Source organism: Spiroplasma sp. TIUS-1 (assembly GCF_010365785.1).
Lineage (GTDB): Bacteria > Bacillota_I > Bacilli_A > Mycoplasmatales > Mycoplasmataceae > TIUS-1.
In genome coordinates, this window is sequence record NZ_CP048387.1 from 31855 (window position 1) to 46227 (window position 14373).

Here is a 14373-nt window from a genome sequence, read left to right on the forward strand (position 1 = left end):
TGTTACTTTTTTATATAAAAGTTTTAGGGAAAATGGCTGTGTTTTATATGCTAATTTGAATTAAAATTAATTGTAAAAATAGGAGCGTAATTCGCTTCAACAAGTTAAGATTAAAGAGTTAAAAAATAAAATAATACAAAGTATAAAACTTATAATTAGTACACAAATATATATATAATAAATTGATAGGAGATAAATAAAATGAAGACAAAAAAAGAATCAAATCAAATTGGTGTTTGAAATGGTGTTTGAATGTTATTTAGCATGATTGCTGGTATAACATTCATTATGAACTTTGGTGCCTTCAATGGTGAGGGCGAAAATAATAGTGGAAATCACATTGGATTCCATATTATTTGAATTATCGCTCTTTTAGCAGTAGTTGTTTTAGCGACTGCTTGAGCATTTATTAAATTGCTAAAAATTCACCCTACAGCAAATGGTGGTGGTGCACAATATGTAAGAACAGCATTTGGAAAATTTGCAGGACTTATTTATAGTGCATGTTCTATATTTGTAATATCACTATTATTCATGTCAATGATTGTATCTATAAGACAATCATTTATTGAAACAACAATTGGTGATAAATATATCTTTAATTTTTTGAATAATTGATCAACATTATTTTATGATGTTTTTGGAATTATATTAGCAACATGTGCTGCACTTGTAGCATTTAATGGTGTTAATAAACTGAAAAAAGTGTCAACTTTAATAGCTTACTTATCTTGATTTATTACTGCATTAATTGCAATTGGTGCATTAATTATAATTTTTGGTGGTAGTTATAGTGAAAGAGGACCTATTAAATCTGAAATTAACTATAGTTCATTTCAGGTAGCATTCTTAGCATTATTTTTTAGTTTTGGTGGGTTTGAGACATTTATCAATACTGGTCGTGCAATTAAAAATCGTGATAAAAATCTTCCAAAGATAATTTTTATTTCAATTATTCTATCAGCCGTATTCTTTATTACGTTTTCACTATTAATTTTATTTTCATTAGTATCTGAATTTGGTGGAACACCAAATATGGAGATATTCAAGCGTATTGATAAAAACTTGGCAATCGGTTTTGGAATTCCAATTATTTTGTTTTACATGATAATAAACCGTTTTAATTCATTAACTCAAATTGCTTTTTACGGATCTAACGCAACAGAACCTTTGGTTGCTCAAAAATATTTACCAAAAAAACTGGGAACTTTAAACGATAAAAACATTGCAAGATATTGCTTAGTTGGTTTATTAATTTTAAACTTAGCCTTTTCATTTGTATTCTTAGTAATTCCAGATATTATTCAGGGTGCTACTGGTAAACCATCGCCATTTGATTTCACCTCAATTGTCCAAATTACATCATTGTTCTTTGTCTTGATGTATGGATTAGTAGTTTCAGCTGCAATATTCCATGGAATTAAAAAGAACATAAAAGTACGAATTGTAGAATATATTATTTGAGCAATTGTTGTGATGTTACTTTTGTTTGTTCTTGGAAACTATTGTAAAGATGTATTTGGTGTATTCTTTGACAAGAATGCTAATATTCAAAAGATTTATTCATCTGTTATTCAAATAGTTACTTTTATTAGTATTTTAACTTTATGTTTGATTTTGCATTTTGTTTATAATAAAAAAGCTATTGATAAATTATCTAGTGAAGAACTAATTGAATTTGAAAAATATGAGAATAATATTTATCGAGTGATTAGTGCTGAAGAAAAACAACAACACGCATTAATTGAAGAAACCACATAACATTAATTTATTAAATCATTATAGTCTTAGGACTATTTTTTTATTTAGGAAATATGATATTATTTATTCTAGGTTAAAGAATTGTGAAAGGTAGGTAACGACCTTAAAGAGTTACCGCCGTTTGGATCACAGCAATAAACAATGGAGGTTTATCGTGGCAAAAGTAAAACGTATAGCGAAATTAGAATTTATGGCAATGCAAGCGAAACCAGGTGCTGAATTAGCGTCACTTGGAATTAACATGCCTCAATTCACAAAAGCATTTAACGATGCAACAAAAGAAAGAGCTGGAGAAGTAGTTCCAGTTATCATTACAGCGTATGATGACAAATCATTCGACTTTGAATTAAAAACTGCACCTGCAGCTTTTAAAATTAAACAAGCACTTAATATTAAAAAAGGTGCTTCAAAATCAGGTACAGAAACTGTAGCAACAATTTCTGAAGAACAAGTTAGAGCAATTGCTGAGTATAAATTGGTTGACTTAAATACAGATAGTATCGATGCTGCAATGCGTATTATCGAGGGTACATGTAAAAATATGGGTGTTAAATTAGGATATGAACCAAAGGTAGGTAAAGCATAATGGCATACACATCTAAAAAATTAAAAGCAGCAAAAGCTAAATTTGACTCTCAAAAACAATACTCATTATCAGAAGCTATTAGTTTAGTAAAACAAACATCAATTACTAAATTTGATGGAACAATTGATGTTGCGTTCAACTTAAATGTTGACCCAAGACATGCTGATCAACAAATTCGTGGGGCTATGGTATTACCAGGTGGAACAGGAAAATCACAAAAGGTTTTAGTTATTACAAAAACAAAGGAAGCAGAAGCTAAAGCAGCTGGAGCAGACTTTGTTGGTGGTGAAGAGATGATTGATAGAATCTCAAAAGAAAATTGATTCGAATTCGATGTTATTGTAGCTACTCCTGAAGTTATGGCTCAACTTGGTAAAATTGGTAAACTTTTAGGACCAAAAGGTTTAATGCCTAACCCTAAAACTGGAACAGTTACACCAAACGTTGCTAACGCAATTAATGAAATTAAAAAAGGTAAAGTTGAATACCGTACAGATAAAGAAGGTAACATTCACTCAATTTTAGGTAAGGTTTCATTTTCAAATGAAGATATTACTAAAAACTTCAACGCACTTTTTGATGTAATTAAAAGAGCAAAACCAGTTGCGGTTAAGGGTGCTTACATTCAAAATATTTCAATCTCATCAACAATGGGACCTGGAATAAAAGTAGCATTTGATCAAAACTAATAAAGTTGTCACAAGGCAACTTTTTTATTCTTTATTTAATTAATTAAAATAAAATATTTATATGGAAAAGCAAAATAAATTTGAATTGAGAAAGGTATTCTTTCCAAATAACTGACAAGAAATAATAAGCATGACTGGGCACATATTCTTTCAGTTATTTTTTGCTGCAGTAATAGCACAAGTTAATATGTTTGTTTTTGTATTGTATGCGGGAGAAGAGTTTCAAAGTCTAATAGTTAAGGCAACTATTCTATTTACTACAATTCAATTCATACCCTCATTAGTGGCTTCTGGTGCTCTTGTTGTAGGAAGTAACTTTACAGGACAAGGGCGTGAAAACGAACTTGGTAAGGTTATTAAAAACGGCTTACTTGTTAATGTTGCAGTTACGATGACTGTATTATTGTTTGTTGAAATCTTTGCCCCACAAATTCTAAGTTTACTTGCGGTTAAAGATGCAGATTTAACTCAAGAAGTTCACGGTGTTGTTTATAATCAACTTGAGTTTGCTAGCTCTTATTTTAGATTAATGGCCAGTCAATTATTAATCATGTCTGTTGCACAAGTTTATATTTCAGGTTTACAAGCAATCAAGAAGCAAAAGCATATTGCAATAGGAGCTGTACTTGCCAGTGTACTAGATGTTATTTATGTTTCAGTTGTATTATTTGTATTTAAGAATAGACCTATATGAGCCTCACTTGGAATACCAATTGCTGCCTTATTTCAAATGATTTATGCATATATAATTGCGCATAAGTTAATTGATATGAAAAAATACAGTTTTAAAGATAGCATAGATAAGAGATTGGTTTCAAATATTGTCAAAATCGGAATACCAATAACATTAGAAATTGCATTATGAAAATTTTGTAACTTTGGTACTAATGCTGCAATTACTAATTTAGATTCCAGTTATCTACCAAATGGAGATATAGAGTTGAATAAACTGTATATGATTCATTCAACAATTTTAACCATTAATGAATTTGCAACAGTATTCTTGCAAGCTTCAGGAACAGTAACTTCTATTTTAGTTGCTAAGAAAATTGGAATGAATGATAGAGAAGGAGCTTTTCGAGCTGGAATTGATGGTTGAAGAATTGCAATCTATGGACAACTAATTTTATCAACAATTGTGTTTATTGCTATATATTGACTATTAGTTTATGTATATAAACGTGATCATAGTTATGTAGTTAAATATGGATTTTACATGTATGCAATTGTGTTTATAAAATGTTTATTTGATACGGTTAACTTGACCTTACTAAGATCACTTTGATCAGTTGGGGATTTATGAACTCCATTAATTATTTCAATTTTCACAATGGTTATAGGAATGTTAGCCTTACCATGAATTATAAATTTAACTGTAAAAGGTAATTTCGGATTAGGGGTTATTTTAATTAATCTATGTGTAATGTTAGATCCTATGTCAAGGTCTATAATATATACAAAAAGATGGTTTTCAAAAAAATGATTTAAACACATTAAACAAATATAATAAGGAAATAACGAAATGTCAAAAAGTAAAAACAAAAGTGAAAATAAGAAATTCACAGCATGATGAAATGCAAAACAATGTACGTGTGGAACTGAAGCTTGTGACACAATGCATAAGGTTTGTTATCTATGTAGTAAAACAATGCACAAAGAAGTTTTTGTTTTTGAAGAAAGTAAATTGGCACATGAATTGGCTTGAAATAAGAGTTTCATTAAACCTAAACATTTGGGTGGTACAGATGCTGATGAAAACATGATGGCTACACATCCTTGATGCAAAATAGATGAAAAATAAAACTTTAAGATTTTTGTTGTATTTAATTGATATATGTAATATTATTATATTGCTATTCATACCAAAGAAAGTAACAGGGGCAACCCTTAATTTGTTACCGAGGATGACGATAAAATAACAACTAAGAAAATTAGTTTTATTTTTATTTAATCTCGGTCGACGACCGAGATTTTCTTTTGATTATAAATACAAAACAAACATTATATAAAGGAGACGAAATGACAGGAAAAAGACCAGCTCATGCTAAAAAAGCGCAAGTCATAAAAGAAATTGCTGATAGAATCAAAAATTCAGCAGGGTTTGTAGTTGCAAACTACAAAACTATGACTGTTGCTCAAATGAGTGCACTTAGAATTGAAGCTAAAAAGCAAAATGCTATAGTTAAAGTTTATAAAGGTACACTTGTTGAAAGAGCTCTTAAAGATCTAAAGATTAAAGGTCTTGACGAATTCTTAGTTGAACAAAATGTTTACATCTTCTCAGAAGAAAACATAGCAGCAGCTAAATTAGTTGCAAACTTCAAAAAGAAATATAAAAAACTTGAATTAGTTGCAGGTATTGTTGATGGTGAAGTAAAAGATACAGTAGGTATCAAAGAAGTTGCTGCACTACCTTCAAAAGAAGAACTATACTCAATGTTTGCTTCTTCATTATTGTATCCATTGAGAAAAACAATGGCAGCAATTGAAGCAGTAGCAAATACAAAAACTGAATAAGAAATAAAAATTCAACGGTATTAATAGCACAAACCAAGAATTGATAATCAAAAGAAATTTAACAAACAAAATTAAATTTAAAATAAGGAAAAAAAGGAAATAAATATATGGCAGTAGTTAAAATGGCAGACATAATTAGTACATTAGAAACAATGACAATGAAAGAATTAAATGAATTAGTAAAAGGTATCGAAGATCACTTCGGAGTTATAGCATCAGTAGGATCAGCTGCACCAGTAGCAGAAGCTGCATCAGGACCAACAGAAGTAAACGTTATGTTAACATCACCAGGTGGAAATAAAGTTTCAGTAATCAAAATCGTTAAAGAATTAACAGGATTAGGATTAATGGACGCTAAAAAATTAGTAGACGGTACATTACCAGTAGCAATTAAAGAAAAAGTAAAACCAGAAGATGGTGAAGCTATCAAAAAACAATTAATGGACGCAGGTGCAACTGTTGAATTAAAATAATTTCTTATATTCAGTCCAAATTAAACATCCCTCGGGGATGATTTTTGGACTATGTTAGATATAAAAATTAATTAATTCATAAGGGGCATTTAAAATGAAATACAGAAATAAAAAAATAAACAACCTAGTTGAACGCAGAGACTATACTAAAGTTTCTGGTAACCTAGAAATTCCTAACTTAATAGAGCTACAAACAGAAACATTTAAATGATTCAAACAAGATGGTATTGATGAGGTTTTCAACGAAATCTTCCCAATAGTATCTAATGACGGAAATGTTATTTTGAGTTTAAATAGTTGAGAATTTAGAGAAGCTAGAATGGACGAGGCCCGTGCTAAAGCAGAGGGTAAAATCTTTGAAGCTCCAATCTATGCAAATCTATCAATAGCAATTAGAATGGAAAATGTTGAAATTGAAAAAGAAATGATTTCAGGTGATAAAAAAACAGCATTGAAATCTTGATTAGAAGAAAGATCAGAATCTACAACTTCTGTTACTTTTAAGGACCAAAAAGAAAATTTATATTTTTACGGAATTAAGGGTAAAACAAAAGAAAACACAACTAATGATTTAATTCAAGTTGAAATTACAGGAGAAAGCGAAGAATTCATCCATGCAAACGTGGACATTACAAGAACTGCTGATGTATTTTTCGGTGATTTCCCATTAATGACAAGACGTGGAACTTTCGTAATTAACGGAAGTGAAAAAGTTATTGTTTCTCAATTAGTTAGATCTCCAGGTTCATACTTCAAAAAAGAAATTGAAAGAAAAAATGGTGAATTTATTTATCAAGCAAATATCATTCCATCAATGGGGACATGATTAGAATTTAAGATTGATCCAAAATCTTCATCAAAAATTAAAAAAGCTGAAAGAATATTCAATGTAAAAATTGATAAATCTCGTGTTACTACAGCAACAAACTTATTAACTTCATTGGGTATGCCAAATGAATATGTTCTTGAGTTATTTGATAGAGATCCAATTTTAGTTGATACATACAATACTGATTTAATTTCAGGAGATGTTACAACTGATTGAGCTAATGCAGTTCAAGATATTTATAAAAAAATTAGACAAGGTGAAACAGCAACATCTGATGGTGCTTCAAAATATATATACTCTCTGTTATTTGAAAGAAGAAAATATGATCTTACAAAAACAGGTGTATTTAAACTTGAACAAAAACTTGCTTTACAAAGAAGGTTAAGAGGAAGAATTTTAGCTGAAGACTTAATTGATGTTGATGGCAAAGTAGTACTTGCTAAAGAAACAGAAATTACAAAAGAAAACTTAGCAAGTGTGGTGGAAGCATTGAATAATGGTGCTATGCAAAAAACTATTAAATTCCACCCTGAGTTACAGTCAACAAAAAACAAAATTCAATCTGTGAAAGTGTTTACTGACTCAAATATGAATGAAACAATTGTAATGATTGGTATTCCTGAAACTACAGATAAATCAGCTACTATTTTATCAGTGCCTGCTATCTTAGCAACAATGTCATATGCAATTGGATTAGTTCACGATATTGGTGATATTGATGATATTGATCACTTGGGAAACAGACGTGTAAGAACTATAGGTGAATTATTACAAAACCAATTCAGAATTGGATTAGTTCGTATAGATAAAAATGTTAAAGAAAAAATTTCTACATCAAACCTATATAAAGTTAAACCAGGAAATATTATTAATAACAAACCATTAACAGCTGTAATCGGAGAGTTCTTTAACTTATCTCAATTATCTCAATTTATGGATCAAACCAACCCACTAGCTGAGTTAACAAATAAACGTAGATTAACTGCTCTAGGGCCAGGTGGATTAAGCCGTGATCGTGCAGCGCTTGAAGTGCGTGACGTTCATACTTCTCACTATGGTAGAATTTGTCCAATTGAAACTCCTGAGGGACCAAATATTGGATTGATTAATAACCTTTCAGTTTACGCAAAAATTAATGAATATGGATTTATTGAAACTCCATATAGAAAAGTTATCAAAGGTGTAATCCAAGAAAAAGATTATGAATATTTAACAGCTGATCAAGAACAACAATTCTTTGTTGCTCAAGCAAATGTTTCAAAAGATGATAATGGAAAAATTTTAGATGAATTCCTAGTAGCACGTCACCGTGGTGATGATGCAATTGTCACTCCTTTACAAGTTGATTACATAGATGTTTCTCCAAAACAAATTGTTTCAATCGCTACATCATGTATTCCATTCTTAGAAAATGACGATGCTAACCGTGCGCTTATGGGTGCCAACATGCAACGTCAAGCAGTGCCTTTAATTAACCCAGATTCACCAATTGTTGGAACTGGTGTTGAACATGAAATTGCTCGTGACTCAGGAAACTCACTTGTTTCTTTAGAAGCAGGAACAGTTACTTATGTAGATGCAAGAAGAATTGATATTGAAGGTAAGGATGGAATTAAAACTTACAATCTTTCATCATATGTAAGATCAAATAGTGGTACTTCAATTACTCATGCTCCAATTGTAAAAACTGGACAAAAAATTGAGTTGAATGAAGTTATTGCCGATGGTCCTTCAATTGACAAAGGTGAATTAGCTCTTGGGCAAAATGTTGTTGTTGCCTTCACAACTTGAAATGGTTACAACTATGAAGATGCTATTATTGTTTCAGAAAGAGTTGTTAAAGAAGATGTATTTACTTCAATTCATATTGACGAATATACAATAGAAAGAAGACAAACAAAACAAGGACCTGAAGAAATTACTCGTGAAGTTCCTAACGTTTCAGAATTAGCTAAAAAGAATCTTGATGAAGATGGAATTATCGCAGTTGGTAGTGAAGTTAAACCAGGAGACATTATGGTTGGTAAAGTTACTCCAAAAATGCAACAACAATTATCACCAGAAGATAAATTGTTACATGCTATTTTTGGTGAAAAACTAAAAAACGTAAAAGATAATTCATTGCGAGTACCAAATGGTGGAGAAGGAATTATTCAATCAGTTAAGAGATTTTCAAAAGCTGATGGGTTTGAATTACCTTCAGATGTATTAGAAATTATTAAAATTTACATTGTTCAAAAACGTAAAATTCAAGAAGGTGACAAAATGGCAGGTCGCCACGGTAACAAAGGGGTTATCTCTAAAGTGCTACCGCTAGAAGATATGCCACACTTAGAAGATGGAACACCTGTTGACATTATGCTTAACCCCCAAGGTATTCCTTCACGTATGAACATTGGTCAAATCTTAGAATTACACTTAGGAATGGCAGCTAAAAAATTAGGAATCAAAATTTCAACTCCAGTTTTTGAAGGAGTTAAAGATGCAGATCTTAACGCAATTATGAAAGAAGCAGGTATGTCAGATTATGGAAAAGTTCCACTAATTGACGGTCGTACAGGTGAAAAATTTGATAAGCCTATTTCAGTTGGTGTAATGTACATGTTGAAACTATCTCACATGGTTGACGATAAACTGCATGCACGTAACGTTGGTCCATACTCATTAATTACTCAACAACCATTAGGTGGTAAAGCACAAAATGGTGGTCAAAGATTTGGTGAGATGGAAGTTTGAGCTTTAGAAGCTTATGGAGCAGCACATACTTTACAAGAAATATTAACAATTAAATCTGATGATATTATTGGACGTACAAAAACATATGAAGCTATTGTAAGAAATAGACCTATACCAAAACCAGGAATTCCAGAATCATTTAATGTTCTAACAAAAGAGATTATGGGACTAGGGTTTGACATGTTTATGTTCGATGATAAAACAGGTGAAAAAATGAATATTAATGCATATGATGAACAATCAATTGAAACTGAATTTGATAATGTAGATATTATTGAGACAAAATACTCAATAGTTGAAGACGACTTACCAGAAGATTATAGTGATATTGATGAATCACTTGAGATATAAGAAGGAGGATAGATTAAAATGGATGACAGAAAAAAAAGCATAAAAATTGAGCTAGCCTCTCCTGATGTAATCAGAAGTTGATCTCGTGGTGAAGTAACTAAACCAGAAACAATTAACTATAAATCACTTAAAACAGAGAAAAATGGATTATTTGATGAAAGAATTTTTGGACCTACTAAAAACTATGAGTGTTCATGTGGAAGATATAAAAAAGTAAAAAATAAAGGAAAAATTTGTGAACGTTGTGGTGTTGAAATTACTGAAGCAATTGTGCGTCGTGAAAGAATGGGGCACATTGAGTTAGAAGAACCAGTTACACATATTTGAATGTTAAAAATTAACCCATCAAGACTTGCAACAATTCTTGATTTAAAAACAAAAGAAGTTGAAGAAGTTGTTTACTTTGTTAATCACATTGTTCTTGATGCTGGTGGTACTGATTTTCTAAAAGAAAAACAAGTACTAGACTTAAGTACAGCTAATTCAGGTAAAACACGTGAAAAATTAATTAAAATTTTAGAAAGTATTGAAACTAAATTAGAAGAAGGAAAATTCCAACACAAAAAATGTTTAAGATTATTAGACATTTTAAGAACACCTGGAATTCCATTTTCAATGGATGAAGCTTCAGAATTTATTGCAAAACATACTGATATTAAATTTGGTATAGGAGCAATAGCTATTGAAGAACTATTGAAAAAAATTGATTTAGAAAAAGAAATTACTGAATTACGTGCAAAAATTGCTGATACTTCATTAATTACAGAACAAACTAAATTATTAAAAAGACTTGAAACTCTTTTCTCATTACATGAGTCAAATACAAAACCAGAGTGAATGATCTTACGTGTAATTCCAGTAATACCTCCAGATATTAGACCAATTATCCAATTGGACGGTGGAAGATTTACAACATCAGAAATCAATGACTTATATAGAAGAATCATTATTAGAAATGAACGTCTAAAAAAAGTTAAAGAAATGGGTGCTCCAGGAATTATTGTTAACAATGAAAAACGTATGTTACAAGAAGCAGTTGATGCTCTATTAGATAATGAAAGAAAACCAAGACCGGTTACTGGTAAAGATAAGAGACCTTTAAAATCTCTAACATCAATCCTTAAAGGTAAACAAGGTCGTTTCCGTCAAAACCTTTTAGGTAAACGTGTTGACTACTCAGGTCGTTCAGTTATTGCTGTTGGGCCTGACTTAAAAATGCACCAAGCTGGAATTCCTCGTGATATGGCTATTGTATTATTCAAACCATTTGTAATTAATTTATTACAATTAAAAGGTTACGCTGAAAACGTAAAAGTGGCGGAAAAATTAATACAACAAAATGATCCAAGAATCTGAGAAGTTTTAGAAGAAGCTGTTAAAGAAAGACCTGTTATGCTTAACCGTGCTCCAACTCTACACAGACTTGGTATTCAAGCATTCGAACCAACAATTGTTAAAGGGAAAGCTTTACGTATTCACCCATTAGTTACAACTGCTTTTAACGCCGACTTTGACGGTGACCAAATGGCTGTACACTTACCTATTTCAAAAATGGCAGTAAGAGAAGCACGTGAATTAATGTTGGGATCAAAAGCAATTCTTGGACCAAAAGATGGTAAGCCAATCGTTACTCCAACTCAAGATATGATTTTAGGTAACTACTTCCTTACAACTGAAGAAAAAGGTTCTGAGGGTGAAGGTATGTTATTTGGTTCATATACTGAATTATTAAACGCATATGAAAACAAAGTAGTTTCATTACACGCAATCGTAGGATTCCCAGTTAGTGAACTATCAAACAAAGTTTGAGATGAAGCAGATAAAAATAAATATTTAATTTCATCAGTAGGAAAATTAATTTTCAACATTTCAATTTTTGGAAACAAATTCCCATACATCTCAAATGGAAACATTAATGGTGCAGAAGAAGAAGTTAAAAAATTCTTAGTTTCTGAAGAAACAAACATTTCAGAATATATTTCTAAAAAATATGAAGTTCAACAACAAATTAAGAAAAAAGAATTATCAGCAATCATTTTAAGATACTTCAATGAAAATGGATCTGAATTAACTTCAGTGATGTTAGACAACATGAAAGATCAAGGATTCAAATTCTCAACATTATCAGGTACAACAATCTCTGCTGGAGATGCAGTTGTGTATGACAAAAAATTCGAAGCATTTAAAATTGCTGACAAAAAAGTTGCAGAAATTACAGAATACTATTCTCTAGGAATGTTGACACGTCGTGAGAAAAAACGTCGTGTAATTGATGTTTGATCAAAAGTTAAAGATGTAATTCAAAAAGATTTAAGTAACGTTTTACGTGAAGATCTTAAAAATCCAATCTTTGTGATGGCTGATTCAGGTGCTCGTGGTAACGTATCTAACTTTACACAGTTAGTAGGTATGCGTGGATTGATGAATGACCCTAAAGGTGATATTAAAGAAATACCAATTAAATCTTCATTCCGTGAAGGACTAACAGTTTCTGAGTTCTTTATTTCAACTCATGGGGCTCGTAAAGGTATGGCCGATATTGCGCTGAAAACTGCCGATTCAGGTTACCTAACACGTAGACTTGTTGACGTATCTCAAGAAGTTGTTGTTACAGTTGATAACTGTCACGCGAAAAAAGGATTTACAGTTAAAAATATTGTTGATACAAAAAACAATAGTATTATTGTTCCTCTATTTGATAGACTTGTTGGACGTTATGCCCACGAAGATATTAAAGCGGGTTCAAAAGTTTTAATAGAAGCAAACAACATCATTGATGTAACTAAAGCTAGAGAAATAGTTGATGCAGGTGTAAAAACTGCTCAAATTAGATCAGTATTAACATGTGACGCTAAACGTGGTGTTTGTCAAATGTGTTATGGTCTAAACCTTGCGACAGGAGAACTTGTTACAATTGGTGAACCAGTTGGAGTTATTGCAGCTCAATCAATTGGTGAACCAGGTACTCAGCTAACTATGCGTACTTTCCATACAGGAGGGGTTGCTGGTGAAGCAGATATTACTCAAGGTCTTCCTCGTATTAAAGAATTATTTGACGTTACAAAACCAAAAGGTGCAGCAGCAGTTATTTCAAAACTAGAAGGTACTGTTACAGATATTGAATCTGAAGATGGAATATTTACAATTGTTGTTAAATCTAAAAATGATATTAAAGAACACAAATCACAATATGGAGCAATCCTGCGTGTTGCCAAAGGTGACACAGTTGTGGCTGGTCAAAAACTAACAGAGGGTGCAATATATATTAAAGATCTTCTTGAAGTTTCAACAGTTAATGCTGTTCAAAACTATATCTTAAAAGAAGTACAAAAAGTTTACCGCTTACAAGGTATTGAGATTTCAGATAAATATATCGAAATTATTACAAAACAAATCTTATCAAAAGTTCAGATTACAGACGCCGGTGGTACAAAATTATTACCTGGTGAGATAGTATCTGTTAATACATTCAAAGCAGAAGTTAAGGCAGCAATCATTAAGGGTATTAAACCCCCTAATGCAAAACCAAAAGTATTTGGTATTAAAAAAGCTCCACTTGAATCAGATTCATTCTTATCATCAGCATCATTCCAAGATACAGCCAAAGTGTTAACTAAAGCAGTTATTCGTGGAAAAGTTGACAAATTGGAAGGTCTGAAAGAAAACATTATGTTGGGTAACTTGATTCCAGCAGGAACAGGTTTAATACCTTTAAAAGATGAAGTTATAAACATTCAAGTTAACGAAGTAGAATAATAATTAAAATCCCATTTGGGATTTTTTTATTTTAAATTTTTATAAATATTAAAGCAAAAGTATAGTAAATTAGTAATGGGACAAAAAATGGAAAAAAATATCGTATTGCACCCAGTAATGAAAGAGGTAATGTTTACTGAATCTCAACTGGACAATAAATGTATAGAACTGGCTAAAACAATATCAGATTCTTATCACAAAAAAAATATAAATAATATAGTAATGCTTGGTTTATTAAAAGGATGTGTTCCTTTTATGGCTAATTTAATGAAGTATATGTCTGTTGGTGTAACTACTGAATATATGGTTGTTGCAAGTTATGGTAACAGTGACAAGTCATCAACTACACCACAAATTTTATTAGATATAAACCAGAACATAGAAAATAAAGACGTTTTAATTGTTGAAGACATCATTGATTCAGGATATACTTTGGAATTCATAAGTAGGCATTTAAAAAATAGAGGAGCAAAGTCAATCAAAATAGTGACAATGTTCGATAAAGAAGAAAGAAGACAAATAGCAGTTAATGTTGACTGAGTTGGATTTAAAATTTCAAATGAATTTGTTGTGGGATATGGATTAGACTATGCTCAAAAATTTAGAAATCTACCAGCGCTTATATCTGTTGATATAGAAAAATTCAATAAATATGATTGAAGCAAAGAGGAGTAA

10 protein-coding genes and 1 other annotated feature are annotated in these 14373 nt (G+C 31.0%); all 10 genes read left to right on the plus strand.

Annotated elements, in window-relative coordinates; genetic code table 4:
• The first annotated feature begins 201 nt into the window (after positions 1 to 201).
• The 10 genes from STIUS_RS00170 (at position 202) to hpt (ending at position 14373) form a co-directional block, all read left to right on the plus strand.
• Positions 202 to 1761 carry an APC family permease gene (locus STIUS_RS00170; RefSeq protein WP_162649251.1) on the plus strand — a complete coding sequence of 520 codons (1560 nt, stop codon included), beginning with the start codon at positions 202 to 204 and terminating at the stop codon, positions 1759 to 1761.
• Between the two features lie 154 nt (positions 1762 to 1915).
• Positions 1916 to 2347, plus strand: a complete 432-nt coding sequence (rplK, locus tag STIUS_RS00175) for a 50S ribosomal protein L11 (protein ID WP_203234704.1) — start codon at positions 1916 to 1918, stop codon at positions 2345 to 2347.
• Positions 2347 to 3036 carry a 50S ribosomal protein L1 gene (rplA, locus tag STIUS_RS00180; protein WP_162649252.1) on the plus strand — a complete coding sequence of 230 codons (690 nt, stop codon included), beginning with the start codon at positions 2347 to 2349 and terminating at the stop codon, positions 3034 to 3036. Before rplK ends, rplA begins: the two co-directional genes overlap by 1 nt.
• 61 nt (positions 3037 to 3097) lie before the next feature.
• Positions 3098 to 4543, plus strand: a complete 1446-nt coding sequence (locus tag STIUS_RS00185) for an MATE family efflux transporter (RefSeq protein WP_162649253.1) — start codon at positions 3098 to 3100, stop codon at positions 4541 to 4543.
• Between the two features lie 15 nt (positions 4544 to 4558).
• Positions 4559 to 4837 (plus strand): hypothetical protein, encoded by a 279-nt coding sequence (locus STIUS_RS00190; RefSeq protein ID WP_162649254.1) that lies wholly within the window; start codon positions 4559 to 4561, stop codon positions 4835 to 4837.
• A gap of 43 nt (positions 4838 to 4880) precedes the next feature.
• Positions 4881 to 5021: a sequence feature (ribosomal protein L10 leader region), on the plus strand.
• Positions 5022 to 5055: 34 nt separating this feature from the next.
• Positions 5056 to 5553, plus strand: coding sequence for a 50S ribosomal protein L10 (gene rplJ, locus STIUS_RS00195; RefSeq protein WP_162649255.1), 498 nt, complete (start codon positions 5056 to 5058; stop codon positions 5551 to 5553).
• A gap of 107 nt (positions 5554 to 5660) precedes the next feature.
• On the plus strand, positions 5661 to 6026 hold the full coding sequence (rplL, locus tag STIUS_RS00200) for a 50S ribosomal protein L7/L12 (protein ID WP_162649256.1): 366 nt from the start codon (positions 5661 to 5663) through the stop codon (positions 6024 to 6026).
• A gap of 94 nt (positions 6027 to 6120) precedes the next feature.
• The gene (locus tag STIUS_RS00205; protein ID WP_162649257.1) at positions 6121 to 9942 is read left to right on the plus strand and encodes a DNA-directed RNA polymerase subunit beta; all 3822 of its coding nucleotides are present in this window, start codon (positions 6121 to 6123) and stop codon (positions 9940 to 9942) included.
• Between the two features lie 18 nt (positions 9943 to 9960).
• The gene (gene rpoC, locus STIUS_RS00210) at positions 9961 to 13698 is read left to right on the plus strand and encodes a DNA-directed RNA polymerase subunit beta' (protein ID WP_162649258.1); all 3738 of its coding nucleotides are present in this window, start codon (positions 9961 to 9963) and stop codon (positions 13696 to 13698) included.
• An 87-nt stretch (positions 13699 to 13785) separates the two neighbouring features.
• Positions 13786 to 14373 (plus strand): hypoxanthine phosphoribosyltransferase, encoded by a 588-nt coding sequence (gene hpt, locus STIUS_RS00215; RefSeq protein WP_162649259.1) that lies wholly within the window; start codon positions 13786 to 13788, stop codon positions 14371 to 14373.